The sequence below is a fragment of the Vibrio sp. Y29_XK_CS5 genome, from assembly GCF_024181835.1.
GTDB lineage: Bacteria > Pseudomonadota > Gammaproteobacteria > Enterobacterales > Vibrionaceae > Vibrio > Vibrio harveyi.
This window is the reverse complement of sequence record NZ_JAMZAM010000002.1, coordinates 463,382-481,849: the sequence shown is the minus strand read 5'-3', so window position 1 is coordinate 481,849 and position 18,468 is coordinate 463,382. Positions and strand designations below refer to the sequence as shown.

Genomic DNA, 18,468 nt, shown 5'->3' with positions numbered 1-18,468 from the left:
TTTTGACCAAAACCTTGAAAAATATAACCAAACCATGAGGGCGAAATAGCTAACCAATAACTAAACTTTCAGGACACTAACCCCAGTTAGGGAGCAAAAGATGAGCGACAACAACAATCACTCCAAATGTCCTGTCATGCATGGAGCGAATACCAACCAACAAGCCACAGAGTTCAATTGGTGGCCGAAAACCCTCAACCTCGATATCCTACATCAACACGATCACAAAACTGACCCAATGGGCGCAGACTTCAACTACGCTGATGCCTTTAACTCTCTTGACTTAGAGGAAGTCAAAAAAGACCTGAAAGATCTGATGACCGATAGCCAAGATTGGTGGCCAGCGGATTGGGGTCATTATGGTGGTTTGATGATTCGGATGGCGTGGCACTCTGCAGGGACGTATCGAATTGCCGATGGTCGTGGTGGTGCAAGTCGAGGTAATCAGCGTTTTGCTCCCCTCAACAGTTGGCCAGATAACGGTAACCTCGACAAAGCCCGTCGCCTTTTATGGCCGGTCAAAAGAAAATACGGTAACAAGCTATCCTGGGCGGATTTAATGATTCTTGCTGGCAACATGGCTTATGAGTCAATGGGCTTCAAGACGTTCGGTTTTGCCGGCGGTCGAGAAGACATTTGGCATCCAGAAAAAGACATTTATTGGGGCGCAGAAAAAGAGTGGCTGCAACCAAGTGGCGGTGAAAACAACCGATACTCTGGCGAACGTGATCTCGAGAATCCGCTTGCAGCAGTGATGATGGGCCTGATTTACGTAAACCCAGAAGGGGTCGACGGTAAACCCGATCCCATCAAAACCGCACACGACATGCGTGTAACATTTGCCCGTATGGCAATGAACGATGAAGAAACCGTTGCATTAACAGCCGGTGGTCACACTGTTGGTAAAGCACACGGCAACGGCGACGCTTCGTTACTTGGTCCTGAACCTGAAGGCGCTGAAATTGAAGACCAAGGTTTCGGTTGGCTAAATAAAACTTCTCGTGGCATAGGACGTGATACCGTCACTAGTGGCATCGAAGGCGCATGGACAACCAACCCAACCAAGTGGGATAACGGCTACTTCCATTTGTTGTTCACCTACGACTGGTGGGTAACGAAGAGCCCAGCAGGCGCAGAGCAATGGGAACCAATCAACATCAAAGAAGAAGACATGCCTGTGGATGTGGAAGACCCAAGCATCCGCCGCAATCCGATGATGACCGATGCGGATATGGCACTGAAGTTTGACCCAGAGTACCGCAAAATCGCCGAGCGTTTCCGCGACGACCCTAAGTACTTTGAGGATTGCTTCGCTCGAGCTTGGTTTAAACTGACTCACCGCGATTTAGGACCTAAATCTCGTTATCTCGGCCCTGATGTGCCAGCCGAGGATTTGATTTGGCAAGATCCGGTACCACCGGTGTCTTATCACTTATCTGAAGACAATATCGATGCACTCAAGATGGCGATTCTTAACAGCGAGCTAAGTATCGCAGAATTAGTCTCAACCGCATGGGACAGCGCGCGAACATTCCGTGGTTCAGACCGCCGAGGCGGAGCAAACGGTGCGCGTATCCGCCTTGCACCGCAAAAAGATTGGGTAGGTAACGAACCGGAAAGATTGCAGAAAGTGCTCAGCACGCTCGATTCAATTCGCACCACCCACAACTCCCCTATCAGCATGGCGGATTTGATTGTGCTTGCTGGCGGAGTGGGTATTGAGAAAGCAGCATCGAATGCGGGCATGAATATTTCTGTGCCATTTAGCCAAGGTCGTGGTGACTCAACCGATGCAATGACTGACGCCGAATCCTTCGATGTACTCGAGCCGATCCATGATGGATTCCGTAACTGGCTAAAATCAGATTACGTTGTGACGGCAGAAGAACTATTGCTTGAAAGAAGCCAATTGATGCAACTAACCGCAGTCGAAATGACCGTATTAGTTGGTGGCATGCGCGTGCTTGGTACCAACTACGGCGGCGCTGCGCATGGTGTGTTCACTGATAATGTCGGCGCATTAACGAATGACTTCTTCGTAAACCTCACTGATATGAGCTACACCTGGCATCCAACCAGTGATAACGAATACGAAATCCGCGAGCGAGCTTCTGGTCAAACAAGATGGACAGCATCACGTGTTGACTTGGTGTTCGGTTCAAACTCCGTGCTCCGCTCTTATGCCGAGGTTTACGCACAAGACGACAACAAAGAGAAGTTTGTGCACGATTTTGTTGCTGCGTGGGTAAAAGTAATGAACAACGACCGCTTTGACCTTTAATCGCCTAACTTAATCAAGCTTTAACCATTGAGAGAAGAGCCAAACATTATGGTTCTTCTCTTTCTTACCTTTCTTTTATTTCTGGTTTCTCTATCCATACTTCCTCGTTCTCTCCTCTCTTTGGCTTAGATTCTTTTACTGAAGATTAACCACTCAGTATTGTCATACAATTAACCATATTCAGAAGGCAAACGTATCTCAATCAAATACCTATTTTTTGCTTATACCTTCTCGTTTTCGTGACCTCATTCCGAAGACATAAAAATCACTCAAAGCCAATAAAAATCGTATCAATAGGCTAACCAACCTCTCATTTTTATCAAAAACCAGTGGCAAATCGCCTTTCGTCTCATTTTCCGATTGCAAATTCAAAATGAGGAATTAAGATAAAAGCATATAATCATACAATACGATATTTGGAGTTTGATATGACAAAACCTGTCATTGGTTTCATCGGCCTTGGTCTGATGGGTGGAAACATGGTTGAGAACCTTCAAAACCGTGGTTACGAACTAAACGTAATGGATCTGAATAAAGACGCAGTAGCAGCATGTGTTGCTCGCGGCGCAAAAGAAGCAAGCTCACCTAAAGCACTGGCTGAAGCAAGTGACATCGTGATGCTATGTCTAACAACATCTGAAGTTGTTGAGAAAATCGTTTATGGTGAAGAAGGTATCCTAGCGGGTATTCAAGAAGGCGCGACACTGATTGACTTCGGTACGTCTATCCCTGCTTCTACTCGTAAGATCGGTGCAGACCTTGCAGCTAAAGGCGCAGGTATGATCGATGCGCCTCTAGGTCGTACGCCTGCTCACGCAAAAGATGGTCTTTTGAACATCATGGCTGCAGGTGACATCGAAACATTCAACAAGGTGAAGCCTGTACTGGACGATCAAGGTGAAAACGTATTCCACCTTGGTGCGCTAGGTTCTGGTCATGTGACTAAGCTAGTAAACAACTTCATGGGTATGACAACAGTAGCGACCATGTCTCAGGCATTTGCGGTTGCTAAACGTGCTGGCGTTGATGGTCAACAACTATTCGACATCATGTCTGCTGGTCCATCAAACTCACCATTCATGCAGTTCTGTAAGTTCTACGCTGTAGATGGCGAAGAAAAGCTTGGTTTCTCTATTGCAAACGCAAACAAAGACCTTGGTTACTTCTTAGAGATGGTAAAAGACCTAGGCACTGAGTCTCTTATCGCAGAAGGGACTTCTAAGAGCCTACAAGCTGCAGTGGACCAAGGTCTTGGTCAAAACGACGTACCAGTGATCTTTGATTACTTCGCAGAGCTAGAAGGTTAATACCTTACTCAACTGCGCTTCCAAAGCCTTGCTAACCCCGTAGCAAGGCTTTTTTTGTGCTTTCTTTTCTCCTCTTAAATTCACTCCTTCTCCCTCTTTGAGATCCACACCCTACGTTCAAACTGTATATGTACTCAAGCAGCTTCAAGATGTAGGATTCAGAATGTTGCCATCGATTCCCTTTTTACCAAAAGTAAGCAAGGAGAATAACGCCGTGCGATAGCAAGGTTTGTCCAAATGGTTTGACACCGCCATTGGTTTAATAAAAAACCGAGTTCATGACACGCCCCCAACGGATATTCTTGGTAAATGTTAATGGGGTTGGCTTGTATACTTTGTTGGCGATTATTGATTGAACTCTACGAAACCTTTAAATCACCGCCACGTCTACAAACCAAGTCATTCTCGCTGAACCCAGTCATTCTCACTAAATCAAGCATCACGAGGTTACTTGGGTATAGACATGACATTATGTTTGTACATTATTCCGCGGATATTTTCTTTTTACAGTTAAAGAGTGACCGATTCTCTTGAGACTGGCTTCTGAGTACTAGTTGAAGAATTCCAATTTAATGGGAAGCTTTGCCCTTCGTTACAAACCATCGGTGAACTATCCAGAACAACCATTATCACCGCAGAACATGACCCACGGCGTGATGATTATCGATGACTACAGCTCAAGGCGTGGGAGCATACTGCAAGCGTTATCTGGGTGTTATTCATGGCTTTTTGTCATTCTCTGGACTGAATGGTTTAGCAACGCGCTCTACTGCAGCGTTTTCAAAGCAGCGCAAACATCCGTCATGGCACACTTTCAGAATCGTTCACTGCAAGTTACTTGGAATGATAAAGATCGTTTGTGGCTCGATTAATGACACCATAAACAAAAAATCCCACGGTATTGACCGTGGGATTTTTCATAGAGAGTTTGTTAATTGCGGTTAGCTTTTCGCGTTAGCTAACTTTGGGCTTTTAGGTCCTCGCGCCGCGTTCACCAACAGAACACCAACAGAGAGAACAATCGCACCACACAAGATGAACAGCAGTCGACCTGTTGGCTCGTTTGGAATCAGAGCCATCGCTAGGATACCGAAGCCTGCTACGCTAATAAGCTTACCAAGCATGCCACGCTGTTTTGTATCTAGGTTTTGTTGCTCTTCACTATCAGCGACAAGCGGTGTGTTCCAGTTCTCGAACAATTGGTCCACTTCTTTTTCACGCTCAGGCGTCAAGCCTTTGTAGAAGCGTGTTGTTAGTAAGAAGAAACCACCAGTGAAGACAACGTGCGCCGCTAAGCTCAAGCCAACTTTAAGGTCAGCCCACTCACGTGCTGTTAGAGCTTGTTCTAGTCCGAATAGGTGCTCAACATCTTGTGCTTGTAGAGAGATACCGAAGATGTAAGAAACAAAGCCACCTACAACGAGTGTTGCCCAACCAGCCCAGTCTGGCGTCTTACGAATCCACATACCAAGCAACACAGGAATCAACATTGGGAAACCAATCAACGCACCTACGTTTAGTACGATATCAAACAAGCTCAGGTGACGTAGTGAGTTAATAAACAAACCAATACCGATGATGATGAAGCCCATCATAATGGTCGTCACTTTACTCACGATAACCAGCTCTTTCTGTGACGCTTGCGGGCGTAAAATAGGGCTGTAGAAGTTCATCACAAAGATACCTGCGTTACGGTTTAGACCAGAGTCCATTGAAGACATGGTCGCCGCAAACATTGCTGACATCAGAAGACCCACCATACCCGCCGGCATTACGTTTTGTACGAACGCTAGGTAAGCTGCATCACCACCTACTGAGCCGTACTGCTCTGCAAAGTCAGGCATAAATGCCGCTACGTACCAAGGAGGTAGGAACCAAATGATAGGACCAACAATCATCAACACACATGCAAGACCTGCAGCTTTACGCGCATTCTCACTGTCTTTTGCACATAGGTAGCGGTAAGCGTTGATGCTGTTGTTCATTACACCGAACTGCTTAACAAAGATGAACACCACCCAAAGGACAAAGATACTGATGTAGTTCAGGTTATTACCCAGCATGAAGTCGCCGTGGAAGTTCGACACGATGTTACCAATACCGCCGCCGTGGAAGTAAGCCGCCACCGCACAAGTAATGGTTACCGCCATGATAACCAGCATCTGCATGAAGTCAGAAGCAACAACCGCCCAAGAGCCGCCCGTTACCGCCATCAACATCAGAACCAAACCAGTTACGATAATGGTCGCTTCCATCGGAATATTGAATACCGCAGCCACGAAGATTGCGAGACCATTCAACCAGATACCAGCTGAGATCAAGCTGTCTGGCATGCCAGCCCAAGTGAAGAACTGCTCTGACGTTTTACCAAAACGCTGACGAATTGCTTCGATTGCCGTTACTACACGTAGCTGGCGGAACTTTGGAGCAAAGTAGAGGTAGTTCAAGAAGTAGCCAAATGCGTTGGCTAAGAATAGGATTACAACAACGAAACCGTCGTTGAACGCGCGTCCTGCGGCACCTGTAAACGTCCATGCTGAAAATTGCGTCATGAAGGCGGTAGCACCGACCATCCACCATAACATCTTACCGCCCCCTCGGAAGTAGTCACTGGTCGACGTCGTGAACTTACGGAACATCCAACCAATGGCAACTAGGAAGAAGAAGTAGGCAAGAACAACAAAAGTATCAATAGTCATTTTTTCAGCCTTTCGAGTTTGATCATTTTCTACTGCCTAGATTACTCCGTTCATATTTTTATTTGTACTACAATAAGCTTTAATTGTGATCTAAAGCATAAGTTATCCGACGAAGAAAACGCACTAAAATCCTTTATTTTCTTGGCTCTTTGGGATTTAAAGGAATAATCACCACGTAAGCCATTGCATTATATTGTAATACAAATAATATATTAGAAATCCATTAAAGTATGGAATATTTTTCTTTCTTGTGCTTTGTCTGAAGATCAAAAATGCGTGGCATTTATTTGTAGGAAACGTAATGAGATGTTTCAGATGAACTGGATCGCAAGCGCGATTATAGATGAATACAAAAATTGAGATTCCCGACTCGCTCCTTCGTCGCTCTCGAGAATGACGCTGAGGAGGTTCTACGCATTACCACTCCCAGATCTCAAACCTCATGCTTCTCCTCTCGGCTTTACCCCTACTCCTTACCGTCATTTCCTAGAAGGAGGACGACTGAGTAGGAAATCTCTTTTCTGGTTCCTTTATCTCGCCTTTTTCAAACACAAAAAAGCGAGCACTAAGGCTCGCTTTACATTCTTTTCGCTAATTTTATCGGGGCGCTACTGCACTTATGCTACGTGAGCGACGGCGTCACGAACCAATGTACCTAGTTCATCCCACTTGCCTTCATCGATAAGTTTTGTTGGAACCATCCAAGTACCGCCACATGCCAGCACTGAAGGAATAGACAAGTACTCATCTACGTTACCTAGGCTCACACCACCTGTTGGCATGAATTTTACTGGGTAAACTGCCGTTAGTGCTTTAAGCATACCAACACCGCCAGATGGCTCAGCAGGGAAGAACTTAAGTGTACGCAGCCCCATTTCCATCGCTTGCTCAACAAGGCTTGGATTGTTTACGCCAGGTACAATAGCTACGCCCTTGTCTAGGCAGTATTGAACCGTACGAGGGTTAAAGCCTGGGCTAACAATAAAGTCCACACCGGCTTCAATCGCTTGGTCAACTTGTTCATTAGTTAAGATTGTACCCGCACCAATCAACATTTCTGGGAACTCAGCGCGCATAGCACGAATCGCTTCTGCAGCACACTCTGTGCGGAACGTGATTTCAGCGCAAGGCATACCGTTTTCAACCAAAGTGCGACCTAGAGGAATCGCATCTTCTGCTTTGTTGATGGCAATAACAGGAATTACTTTTAGGTTTGCTAATTGTTCGTTTAATGTCGTCATAAGAGTGTACTCATCGTCGTTAACTTGAGTTCAATAAATCACTGCGGAGCGCCGATTATTCAACACTCCGCAAAAGAATTACAAAGGAAGATCGGGCATCACTTCACGTGGAATGATGGCACCTTTGTGCTGAATAACCTCACCAGCCATACAATGACCAGAGTAAGCCGATTCAGCCGCATTACCACCAGTCAAACGCTTCGCCAAAAAGCCTGCACTGAAAGAGTCACCTGCTGCCGTCGTATCAATCACGCTATCGACTTTGTTTGGCGCCACGTATTGCGCTTCGCCATTCGCCACAACCAAGCAATCTTTGCTACCACGTTTGATGATGATTTCATCCACGCCCAGTGCAGAGGTTCTCTCAATGCACTGTTCTAGATGCTCGTCACCATACAGCATTTGCTCATCTTCAAATGTGAGTAGAGCAATATCGGTAAACTTAAGAATCTTAAGGTACCAAGACATGGCACTCTCTCGGCTTTCCCATAATTTAGGACGGTAGTTATTATCGAAAATAACCTGGCCGCCTTGCGCTTTAAAGCGTTCGAGGAATGCAAACAACTGCGTCTTACCTTCTTCAGTAAGAATCGCTAATGTAATGCCACTCAGGTAAACCGCATCATAAGAATAAAGCGTGTCGACTAGTGCCGAAGATTCGTTCTGTTCAAACAAAAACTTTGCTGCTGCTTCATTACGCCAATAGTGGAAGTAACGCTCGCCTGTCTCATCCGTTTCGATGTAGTAAATACCCGGCTGTTTACCATTAACAGTCAACACTAAGCTGGTATCAATGCCCTCTTCTTGCCATGCTGAAAGCATTTCTTGGCTAAAAGGATCATTACCCAGGGCAGTTACATAGCTAGTTTTGATATCGTGAGCTTTCGTCAAACGGGATAAGTAAAGAGCGGTATTCAACGTGTCACCACCGAATGACTGACGCAACTGACCTTCCTTTTTCTGTAGCTCAACCATACATTCGCCAATGATCGCGATATTTAATGATTTCATACTGTCACCTTAGCAACTGAGGTTGCGCTATACGTTACTTTAAGAAGTCTTCACGAGCTGGGTTGAAGATATCCAGAAGAATGCTGTCTTGCTCTAGTGCAACCGCACCATGCATCATGTGCTTACGAGCAAAGTACGCGTCACCCTCTTTCAGTACTTTCTTTTCGCCTTCGATTTCTGCTTCAAAGCTGCCACGTACTACGTAACCGATTTGATCGTGAATCTCATGCGTATGTGGGGCACCAATCGCACCTTTGTCAAAACATAGGTGAACAGCCATCAGATCATCTGTGTAAGCAACAATTTTACGCTTGATACCGCCGCCTAACTCTTCCCACGGGTTCTCATCTAATACAAAGAAAGAATTCATCGTCATACTCCTAAAAAGTCTCTATTAAAGCGAACCCTACTGCACTTCATTCTTAGCCATGCTTTTACAAGAAGGTTCTCTTAAAAAACCGTCATGTTGATAAAAGTGAAACACGAAACGAAAGGGTCTGCTGTCGAATTGGTAAAGAGCATATCCGATTCACTTTAATTGTCATACAATATATCTAAAAATATGTGATATCCATCAAATGGAGAGACCTAAAGCATTCCACTTAACGATTGATAACGTAGAAACATCAGCCACAACAGGGATTACCACAACAATACAAATCAATGAGTTAGCTAAATTCGCGTGATTTCACTCTCCCTTTTTGCCACAAAAACTACACTCAAACCTAATATTGTATTACTTTATAGAAAGTTTAAGAAAACAACACACTTCATCTGAGGGTGGTAAAGAAATGACTACACAACCGATTTTGTTGACTGAAGCAGAAGTCGAACTACTAAGAAAGGAAGTCGGAAAGCCGAGCTTGATGGGCAAATCCATTGAAGCGAATCGCAAGGAACTTGAAGCCTTCATGCGTCTGCCTCTAGACGTCCCAGGTCACGGCGAAGCGGGTGGCTACGAGCACAACCGCCACAAACAAAACTATACCTACATGAACTTAGCGGGTCGTTTGTTCTTGATCACTCAAGAAGAAAAGTACGCGCAGTTCGTTAAAGATCTTCTCGCTATTTACGCAGAGAAGTACCTCACCTTTGATTTCCACGTACAGAAAAACACTAACCCTACAGGTCGTCTTTTCCACCAGATCCTTAATGAACACTGTTGGTTAATGTTTACTAGTCTTGCCTACTCTTGCGTGGCATCAGTGATGACAGAAGAAGAGCGCACTGCGGTTGTTGAGCGCATTTTCGAACCAATGCTAGACATGTTCACCGTGAAATACGCGCACGATTTCGACCGTATTCACAACCACGGTATCTGGGCAGTGGCGGCTGTTGGTATTTGTGGTCTAGCTATTGGCAAACCTGAATATCTAGAGATGTCTGTGTATGGTCAAGACCGTGATGATACTGGCGGTTTCTTAGCGCAAATCTCACAACTGTTCGCACCTTCTGGTTACTACATGGAAGGTCCGTACTACCATCGTTATGCGATTCGTCCAACTTGTGTATTTGCAGAAGTGGTACACCGTCACATGCCTGAAGTAGACATCTACAACTACAAAGACAAAGTGATTGGCAACACAGTACAGGCGATGCTGGCAACAGCTTACCCGAATGGTGAGTTCCCAGCCCTAAACGACGCATCTCGTACCATGAGCATTACCGATATGGGTGTTCAAGTTGCAGTGAGCGTTTACAGCAAGCACTACGGCTTGGATGACAACATTCTAGGCATGGCGAAGATTCAAAACGCCGTTTGGATGCACCCATGCGGTCTAGAGCTTTCTCAAGCTTACGATAAAGCAATCGCAGACCGTGAAATCGGCATGCCTTTCTGGCCAAGTGTGGAACTTAACGAAGGTCCAACTGGCAACAACGGTGCACAAGGCTTTATCCGTATGCAGGATAAAACCGGTGATGTGTCACAGCTTGTGATGAACTACGGTCAACACGGCATGGGACATGGTAACTTCGATACGCTTGGCATTACCTTCTTCAACCGTGGTCAAGAAGTGCTGCGTGAATACGGCTTCTGTCGCTGGGTAAACGTTGAGCCTAAATTCGGCGGTCGTTACCTAGACGAAAACAAATCGTACGCACGTCAAACTATCGCGCATAACGCGGTAACGATTGATGAGCAATGTCAGAATGGTTTCGATGTAGACCGCGCTGATTCAGTGCACGGTTTGCCTCACTTCTTCAAAGTGGAAGGCACTGAAATCAACGGTATGAGCGCGTTTGCGAACGACCACTACCCGAACACAGACATGCAGCGCAGTGTGTTCATGCTTAACCTAGATGAGCTTGAAGCACCGCTATTGCTAGACCTTTACCGCATCGAAGGTGAAGGCGAGCATCAGTACGACTACTCTCATCAATACGATGGTCAAATCGTACGTACTAACTTCGATTACCAAAGCTTTGGTGAACTGAACACGCTTGGCGATGACTTCGGTTACCAACACCTTTGGAAAGTAGCAAGTGGCAAAGTGCAAGATATGGCGCTAGTTAGCTGGCTACAAAACAACACCTACTACACTTGGTTAGGCACAAGCAGCAGCGCGAAACAGAACGGCGATAATGAAGTGATCTTCACTCGCACTGGCGCCAATGACCCAAGCTTTAACCTACGTAGCGAACCGGCATTCATTCTGCGCAGCAAGGGCGAATCGACGCTATTTGCTTCTGTGCTAGAAACACACGGCTACTTCAATGAAGAGTTTGAGCAATCGGTGAATGCACGTGGTCAGGTGAAAGATATCCGCGTCGTGGGTTACAACGCCGTTGGCAGCATCGTAGAAATCACGACTGAAAAATCACTGGTTACTGTGATGATCAGCAATGTTCTAGGCGCTGACGACCAAACCCCACACCAAGTAGAAATGAACGGTAAAACCTACAGCTGGAATGGCTTCTACTCTCTAGAAGTGAACGCATTCGGGCAGGAGAAATAATAATGAGCTACCAAACCCAGTCTTACCAACCGCTATTAATGAACTTTGAAGAAGCGGCAGAACTAAGCAAAGCACTTGGCACGGATAGCCTATTAGGAAATGCACTAGCACGTGACATCAAACAAACTGACGCTTACATGGCAGAGGTAGGTATTGAAGTTCCAGGTCACGGCGAAGGCGGCGGTTACGAGCATAACCGCCACAAGCAAAACTACATCCACATTGATCTAGCGGGTCGCCTATTCCTTATCACTGGCGAACAGAAATACCGCGATTACATCGTGGACATGCTAACGGCTTACGCGAAGGTATACCCGACGCTAGAGAGCAACACCAGCCGTGACTCTAACCCTCCGGGTAAGATCTTCCACCAAACTCTGAACGAGAACATGTGGATGCTATACACCTCTTGTGCGTACAGCTGCATTTACCACACATTGGAAGAAGAGCAAAAAACACTGATTGAAAACGATCTGTTCAAACAAATGATTGAGCTGTTCGTAGTCACTTACGGTCACGACTTCGACATCGTACACAACCACGGTCTATGGGCAGTAGCCGCTGTGGGTATCTGTGGTTACGCAATTAACGATCAAGATGCAGTAGACAAAGCGCTTTACGGCTTGAAACTGGATAAAGTGAGCGGCGGCTTCCTAGCTCAGTTAGACCAACTGTTCTCGCCAGACGGCTACTACATGGAAGGTCCTTACTACCACCGTTTCTCGCTGCGTCCAATCTACCTATTTGCAGAAGCGATTGAACGTCGTCAGCCTGAGCTTGGTATTTACGAGTTCAACGACTCGGTAATCAAGACCACGTCTTACGCAGTATTTAAGACGGCATTCCCAGATGGTACTTTGCCAGCACTGAACGACTCATCGAAGACGATTTCGATTAACGATGAAGGCGTAATCATGGCTACGTCAGTGTGCTTCCACCGTTACGAGCAGTCTGAAACGCTACTTGGCATGGCAGACCACCAGCAAGACGTTTGGGTTCATATCTCAGGTAAAACATTGTCTGACGCGGTTGCAGCAACAGACAACATCAAACCATTCAACTGGGGTAGCCTATTCGTAACAGACGGTCCAGAAGGCGAAAAAGGCGGCGTAAGCATTCTTCGCCACCGTGACGAGCAAGACGACGACACAATGGCGCTTATCTGGTTTGGTCAGCACGGCAGCGATCACCAATACCACTCAGCGCTAGACCACGGTCACTACGATGGTCTGCACCTGAGCGTGTTTAACCGTGGTCATGAAGTGCTGCACGATTACGGCTTTGGTCGCTGGGTAAACGTTGAGCCTAAATTTGGCGGTCGTTACATCCCAGAGAACAAGTCTTACTGTAAGCAGACGATCGCGCACAACACAGTAACGGTTGATCAAAAGACACAAAACAACTTCGACACAGCGCTAGCAGAAACCAAGTTCGGTTCTAAGCACTTCTTCAAAGCTGATGACGAAAAACTGCAAGGCATGAGCGGTCGTATTTCTGGTTACTACAACGGTGTAGACATGCAGCGCAGCATCATTCTTGCTGAATTGCCAGAATTCGAAAAACCACTTGTGATTGATGTTTACCGCATCGAAGCAGATCAAGAGCACCAATACGACCTGCCAGTGCACTACTCTGGTCAAATCATCCGTACGGATTTTGAATACGATGTAGAAAGCACGCTGCGTCCAATGGGCGAAGACAACGGCTACCAGCACCTATGGAACATCGGTTCTGGTCAAGTCGAAGGCAGTTCACTGGTAAGCTGGTTGCACGACAACAGCTACTACTCGCTAATCACAAGCGCAACTAACGGCAGCAAAGTGTTCTTCACCCGCACAGGCGCAAATGATCCAGACTTCAACTTGAAGAGCGAACCAGCACTTATCCTACGTCAATCAGGTCAGAACCACGTGTTTGCCTCAGTGCTAGAAACACACGGTTACTTCAACGAGTCTATCGAAGCATCGGTTGGCGCTCGTGGCCTAGTTGAGTCAGTAACCGTCGTTGGCAACAACGAAGTGGGTACTGTGATTCGTCTGCAAACCACAACAGGCAACGCTTATCTGTTCGCTATTTGCAACTTAGATGAAGACAAGCAAAACGCTGCACATCGCGTTGAATTCGACGGTGTGGCTTACACTTGGGAAGGCGCATTCGCACAAATTTAATCTTTACATAGCCACTAAAAATTAATGTAAAAAATCGGGAACTAATTCAAAGCCGGACGCTATGTTCGGCTTTTTTTCTTTCAATTCAAATCACTAAGTCTCTCTCAGTTTTATCAAAACAAATCGTTTGTACGTGTTTTATTGAAGGCACAACAAACACCTAACCACAGGACTCTGCTGATTAGGGGGGGTAGAAATTAATCATTAGCTATCAGGTTACTTACCGTTTAGCTTTAACTTAGAGAACAAAACTCCACCAACTTGACCAATGTTTCGGGCTTTTCAAAGCGAGGGCTTCTTGTTCTTTCTTGAATCTGACCTATCACTTAAAACGCCCCTTTCACTGAGAGTACCTTATCCGCAGAAATCGGTACTAAAAGCCCCTCTCATCGGTTGTCTCCCTTCCATAGTGAGCAAGCAACTGGCATAAAAAAGCCCTCGTCGTTGAGGGCTTTTAATCGGATGACAACTTACTTATTAATCATACATAAGCTTCTCTGCTTTCTTTAAATCAAACTCATTAAGGGATTTACGCGCCAAATGCCTAAACGGTAGCGCTTTTACTATCTCCTCAAATGGCATAACGGCGAACGCCCAGAAAAAAGAAAGGTCCCAATGCAGAATGATCAACGCACATAACGGGATAGACACGATCCACTGACCAGTGAAGTTAATCTTGAATACTTCCGTTGTCTTACCTAATGCACGTAAAACATGCCCATGCACCGTGTTATAGCCACGCACAATTGGCAACAAAATGTACAGCGGGGCAATGGAAGCAAGTGCAACGTATGTAGTCGGGTCCAAATCTGGATACAAATCTGGAAGAACGAAACTCAACGCAAGGAAAAAGGCAGCGGATACAAACGAGATCATCACTGCCATGTCGATGCTGATATCAACGTTCTTACGTAACTCATCCATTTGTCGTGACCCGATAGCTTGACTGATCGTAATCGCCGACGAGTGTGCCCAAGCGGTGATGAACTGTGTACCTGCTTTAATCCAAGGCATCACAATGGTCATAGCTACGTAGGCGTTCAAGGTAAGCTGCGAGTACAGCAACATGTAAATGGTCGCACCGGTTTGCAGCATGGTCACGTTTGCTGCAACAGGGAAAATCTCTTTAAAGTGATTGAGTGTGTTTCTCTTCAGTGAAGCATCCAGATTTTTAGTCGACAAGACAATGGAGTCATCTAACTTGATACAGAGAGTCAAATACGACAGTCGAATGGTGATCGCGATTAAGCTGCCTGCCGCTGCACCTTGCACACCAATCCCCTCAAAGCCTGCTAATCCGTGAATCAGCACATAAGACATTGCCATGTTCACTGGCAACTCAATCAAGTAACCTTTAAACGGCACTTTGGTTCGACCAAGTGCATTAAACAAAGCGATCATCACTTGAGTAATGGCGTTGAAAATAATGATGAACTTAGCAACAGCGAGGTAGCGTTCGGTCTCTGCATAAAGGGCGACATTATCGGTTAACTTACTGATCAGCGCTTTGTCGAAGGCGGTAATTAATGTCCAAAACAAAACCGCGACCAAAACGTTGATAATTAAGCCCGCCCAGAAGCCTTTGTTGAGCGACAAATGTTGCCCAGATCCGACCGCACGGCTAAGTACCAACTGTGAACCGTTCGCCAACGCCATTTGTATACCTAAAACAAAGGAGACGATAGTGGTAGCAATACCCATGGCAGCAAGAGAAACTTCACCGAGCGGTGATACTAGGAAGGTGTCGATCATTAACATCGACTGCATTAACAGTGCGTTCAAGGCCAGAGGCCAAGCGAGGGACAGATTTTTTCTTATATAGGGTTGGGAAGACATGCTAGACCTTTCAAAGTTGTCACAGAGAACCGCAAACACAACAAGCGGTTGTCATTAAAACCTTGGCTCTGCCCCCCTTTTCATATTCATGGAGCAAAGCCAAACATATGTTGATTCATCAACCGTTAACGACCTGGGACAGTTTTTGGTTTTCGTCATTCAGCAAAGTGTGCGACGCTAACCGAGCTTGATCGCCATTGCCCGCCATGATGGCGTCATAAATTTCACGATGCTCTTCAATGCAGAATCGACCACCTTCAGCTGAATGATCGATAAACAGCTTAAAGATGGTCGAGAGAATATTGCCAAACGGAATATAGAATTGGTTACCCGTGGACAAGAAAATTGTCTGGTGAAACAGGTGGTCGTTGACCGTCCAATCGTCATAGTCATAGCGACTGGCTGCCATGGTCATACACTGAAAAATGACCGACAATTCCTTTCTTTGCTCTGCCGTTGCGTTACTTGCAGCCAAGGCACATGCCTCAGGCTCAATCGCTTTACGTAGCCCCAAAAACTGAGCCAGAAACGGCTCGGTATCTTCTAAATCTTGAATCCATTCCAAGAGTTGTGGATCGAGAAAATGCCAATTATTACGCGCACGAACTGTTGTCCCTACTTTTGGCTTAGACTCGATCAACCCTTTTGCTGAAAGCAGTTTGGTTGATTCGCGCAATGCCGTACGACTCACCCCAAATGCGTCACAGAGTTCCATTTCATTCGGTAGCCTTTCATTTTGATTTAGCTCACCTGACAGTATTTTGCGGGCGATTTGCCTGGCAACTTGCACATGAATCTTGCGGTGTGAATCTTCCACAAGAGAAAATTTTGCCATTTGACGCTCCTTATAATTATGTTTCCAGTGCTTTGACACTCAATAAATGATCAAAAAAAGCCAGACGAAGCTGGCTTTTTGAGGTCAGTGTATTCGTCTGAAACGAAATGGGTCAGCGCTTATGGCGCCATTTGACCACCATTTACATCCAGAACTTGACCAGTGATGTAACCCGCACATGCATGTGAAGCGAAGAAAGCAAATGTTGGTGCAACTTCGTCGATTCGACCAAAGCGTCCCATTGGAATGCCATTTGCGATCGCCGCTTTCAACTCATCAGACTTACCATCGTGGAATGCTGTGTCGATTGTGCCCGGTGAAACGATGTTGAAACGGATATTGTCTTTAGTGAACTCTTTCACCCAGTTACGGTGAATGTCATGCAACCACGCTTTTGATGCTGCGTAGATACCTGCACCAACACCACCACCTTCGCGAGCAGCGATAGAACCAGTACTAATCACACAAGCAGTTTCACCAGATTCTGCAGCCGACGCACGTAGGTGTGGGATTGAGTATTTGGTTGTCATTAACGCTGAACGTGCGTTCAGATCCATTACACGGTTGTAAAACTCATCATCGATGTTTTCTAAGTTTTCACGACCGCCAAGACCACCAGCGTTGTTGATTAGCACGTCCATGCCACCGAAATGATCAGTGAACTCCTTAACCAGTTTTTCGCAATCAGCGGTCACCATAAGATTCGCTTGGAAAAACTTCACATCACCACCAAGTGCGGTAAGCTCGGTTACCGCAGCATCGGCATCCGGACCAGCTTGATGACTGTTGATGCCGATTTTTGCGCCGTATTTTGCAAACACGCGTGCAGCCGCTAAGCCCATACCTGCTGTAGAGCCAGTGATAAGTACGCGTTTACCTTTCAAATCGTTAAACATTACGGTTTACCTATGTTAGTTATTCGTGCTGAACGAATAAATCATACAATAAGATCTTTCTCCTGCAAGCGTATTTACTATCAATTGAGTGAGAACTGGCAAAATTCGCCATTTTTGAACCGCAATTGTGCTTCTGGTCACAGTGCGCTGGGTTTTTGAGCTCTTATTTGTATGAATAATTTAACAAGTTGATAGCGTTCAAAACGATTGAGAGAATAGGCTGAAGTCAACGCAAACATTGATTGTGCCTGCTGCAAAGAAAGGTTCTGTGACCCCTCTTATATTACGTTAACATCCGCTTGGTACAGGGGTGTAGGAGTGCTATAGTACGGCTTAAATAATACATATTTAGCAATTAAGTGAAGATTATGTCTGGCGAATTTCATTCTATCTCAGGCTCGAAGCGAAGCCTTCATGTGCAAGTTGCACGTGAAATCGCTCGTGGCATTTTGTCTGGTAAGCTCCCTCAAGGTTCTATCCTACCCGGTGAAATGGTTCTTTGTGAGCAATTTGGCATTAGCCGCACCGCATTACGTGAAGCAGTAAAATTGCTGACGTCGAAGGGTCTGTTAGAGTCTCGTCCTAAAGTTGGTACGCGTGTTATCAACCGCGCTTACTGGAACTTTTTGGATCCTCAATTAATTGAATGGATGGACGGACTTGCTGACACTGACCAATTCTGTAGTCAGTTCCTAGGTTTACGCCGAGCTATCGAACCGGAAGCCTGTGCACTCGCAGCTATCCACGCGACAGCAGAGCAACGAATTGAATTATCAGAAACTTTCCAACAAATGGTTGAAGTGGCAGAAGCCGAAGAATTTGACCAAGCACGTTGGATGGAAGTCGATACCCGTTTCCACAGCCTAATCTTCAATGCGACAGGTAACGATTTCTACCTCCCGTTTGGCAATATTCTGACGACCATGTTCGTGAACTTCATTGCCCACTCTTCGGAAGAAGGTAGCACGTGTATCAAAGAACACCGCCAAATTTACGATGCAATCATGGCAGGTAACCCGGATAAGGCTCGCCAAGCTTCGGCAAACCACCTACTCGATTCAAAGCACCGCCTGACCGCAGTCAACTAAAGCACTTTCTAGATCTGACATTAAAAAGCACGCCCTAGCGCGTGCTTTTTTGTCTACTCTTTCCTTCTTATCCTCTCAGAATCCCTTCGACCTTCACAAAAATTTTCCTAATCAATGATACTTCGCATGGTTTAGATATATAATAATAC

General features: G+C 45.8%; 12 protein-coding genes and 1 pseudogene. 6 read left to right on the top strand and 7 right to left on the bottom strand.

Annotation, left to right across the window (positions count from 1 at the left end):
* Positions 1 to 100 precede the first annotated feature (100 nt).
* The 3 genes and pseudogenes from katG to NL647_RS12395 form a co-directional block, all read left to right on the top strand.
* The gene (gene katG / locus NL647_RS12405; RefSeq protein WP_047513424.1) at positions 101 to 2,281 is read left to right on the top strand and encodes a catalase/peroxidase HPI; all 2,181 of its coding nucleotides are present in this window, start codon (positions 101 to 103) and stop codon (positions 2,279 to 2,281) included.
* Positions 2,282 to 2,709: 428 nt separating this feature from the next.
* Positions 2,710 to 3,588 (top strand): NAD(P)-dependent oxidoreductase, encoded by an 879-nt coding sequence (locus tag NL647_RS12400; protein ID WP_045488142.1) that lies wholly within the window; start codon positions 2,710 to 2,712, stop codon positions 3,586 to 3,588.
* A gap of 619 nt (positions 3,589 to 4,207) precedes the next feature.
* Positions 4,208 to 4,338: pseudogene (locus NL647_RS12395) on the top strand (alpha/beta hydrolase); the annotation flags it as partial.
* 191 nt (positions 4,339 to 4,529) lie between these two features.
* Here NL647_RS12395 and NL647_RS12390 read toward each other — a convergent pair.
* The 4 genes from NL647_RS12390 to NL647_RS12375 all read right to left on the bottom strand — a co-directional run bounded on the left by NL647_RS12390 (position 4,530) and on the right by NL647_RS12375 (position 8,909).
* Entirely contained in the window at positions 4,530 to 6,287 is a 1,758-nt protein-coding gene (locus NL647_RS12390) for a transporter (RefSeq protein ID WP_253650212.1), read from the bottom strand.
* A gap of 617 nt (positions 6,288 to 6,904) precedes the next feature.
* On the bottom strand, positions 6,905 to 7,528 hold the full coding sequence (locus NL647_RS12385) for a bifunctional 4-hydroxy-2-oxoglutarate aldolase/2-dehydro-3-deoxy-phosphogluconate aldolase (protein ID WP_005388506.1): 624 nt from the start codon (positions 7,526 to 7,528) through the stop codon (positions 6,905 to 6,907).
* Positions 7,529 to 7,606: 78 nt separating this feature from the next.
* Entirely contained in the window at positions 7,607 to 8,539 is a 933-nt protein-coding gene (locus NL647_RS12380) for a sugar kinase (protein WP_199480093.1), read from the bottom strand.
* A gap of 34 nt (positions 8,540 to 8,573) precedes the next feature.
* Entirely contained in the window at positions 8,574 to 8,909 is a 336-nt protein-coding gene (locus NL647_RS12375) for a cupin domain-containing protein (RefSeq protein WP_005450851.1), read from the bottom strand.
* Positions 8,910 to 9,330: 421 nt separating this feature from the next.
* Between NL647_RS12375 and NL647_RS12370 the strand changes: the two genes are divergently transcribed.
* Complete coding sequence (locus NL647_RS12370; RefSeq protein WP_253650211.1) at positions 9,331 to 11,496, top strand: heparinase II/III family protein; 2,166 nt, start codon at positions 9,331 to 9,333, stop codon at positions 11,494 to 11,496.
* Positions 11,497 to 11,498: 2 nt separating this feature from the next.
* Positions 11,499 to 13,664, top strand: a complete 2,166-nt coding sequence (locus tag NL647_RS12365) for a heparinase II/III family protein (protein WP_253650210.1) — start codon at positions 11,499 to 11,501, stop codon at positions 13,662 to 13,664.
* Positions 13,665 to 14,141: 477 nt separating this feature from the next.
* Here NL647_RS12365 and NL647_RS12360 read toward each other — a convergent pair whose 3' ends face one another.
* From NL647_RS12360 to NL647_RS12350, 3 genes are all read right to left on the bottom strand, one after another.
* A complete protein-coding gene (locus tag NL647_RS12360) occupies positions 14,142 to 15,500 on the bottom strand; it encodes an MATE family efflux transporter (RefSeq protein WP_074050304.1) in 1,359 nt (452 codons plus the stop codon).
* Between the two features lie 118 nt (positions 15,501 to 15,618).
* A complete protein-coding gene (locus NL647_RS12355; protein ID WP_069219293.1) occupies positions 15,619 to 16,335 on the bottom strand; it encodes a FadR/GntR family transcriptional regulator in 717 nt (238 codons plus the stop codon).
* Between the two features lie 119 nt (positions 16,336 to 16,454).
* Entirely contained in the window at positions 16,455 to 17,231 is a 777-nt protein-coding gene (locus NL647_RS12350) for an SDR family NAD(P)-dependent oxidoreductase (protein ID WP_017188223.1), read from the bottom strand.
* Positions 17,232 to 17,599: 368 nt separating this feature from the next.
* On the opposite strand from NL647_RS12350, the gene NL647_RS12345 reads away from it, so the two are divergent.
* Positions 17,600 to 18,319 (top strand): FadR/GntR family transcriptional regulator, encoded by a 720-nt coding sequence (locus NL647_RS12345; RefSeq protein WP_005450857.1) that lies wholly within the window; start codon positions 17,600 to 17,602, stop codon positions 18,317 to 18,319.
* The last annotated feature ends 149 nt before the right edge of the window (positions 18,320 to 18,468 follow it).

What these genes read in the sequence shown, in the direction of transcription:
- katG (WP_047513424.1), top strand. Translation starts at nt 101, where the DNA reads ATGAGCGACAACAACAATCACTCCAAATGTCCTGTCATGCATGGAGCG.
- NL647_RS12400 (WP_045488142.1), top strand. Translation starts at nt 2,710, where the DNA reads ATGACAAAACCTGTCATTGGTTTCATCGGCCTTGGTCTGATGGGTGGA.
- NL647_RS12390 (WP_253650212.1), bottom strand. Translation starts at nt 6,287, where the DNA reads ATGACTATTGATACTTTTGTTGTTCTTGCCTACTTCTTCTTCCTAGTT.
- NL647_RS12385 (WP_005388506.1), bottom strand. Translation starts at nt 7,528, where the DNA reads ATGACGACATTAAACGAACAATTAGCAAACCTAAAAGTAATTCCTGTT.
- NL647_RS12380 (WP_199480093.1), bottom strand. Translation starts at nt 8,539, where the DNA reads ATGAAATCATTAAATATCGCGATCATTGGCGAATGTATGGTTGAGCTA.
- NL647_RS12375 (WP_005450851.1), bottom strand. Translation starts at nt 8,909, where the DNA reads ATGAATTCTTTCTTTGTATTAGATGAGAACCCGTGGGAAGAGTTAGGC.
- NL647_RS12370 (WP_253650211.1), top strand. Translation starts at nt 9,331, where the DNA reads ATGACTACACAACCGATTTTGTTGACTGAAGCAGAAGTCGAACTACTA.
- NL647_RS12365 (WP_253650210.1), top strand. Translation starts at nt 11,499, where the DNA reads ATGAGCTACCAAACCCAGTCTTACCAACCGCTATTAATGAACTTTGAA.
- NL647_RS12360 (WP_074050304.1), bottom strand. Translation starts at nt 15,500, where the DNA reads ATGTCTTCCCAACCCTATATAAGAAAAAATCTGTCCCTCGCTTGGCCT.
- NL647_RS12355 (WP_069219293.1), bottom strand. Translation starts at nt 16,335, where the DNA reads ATGGCAAAATTTTCTCTTGTGGAAGATTCACACCGCAAGATTCATGTG.
- NL647_RS12350 (WP_017188223.1), bottom strand. Translation starts at nt 17,231, where the DNA reads ATGTTTAACGATTTGAAAGGTAAACGCGTACTTATCACTGGCTCTACA.
- NL647_RS12345 (WP_005450857.1), top strand. Translation starts at nt 17,600, where the DNA reads ATGTCTGGCGAATTTCATTCTATCTCAGGCTCGAAGCGAAGCCTTCAT.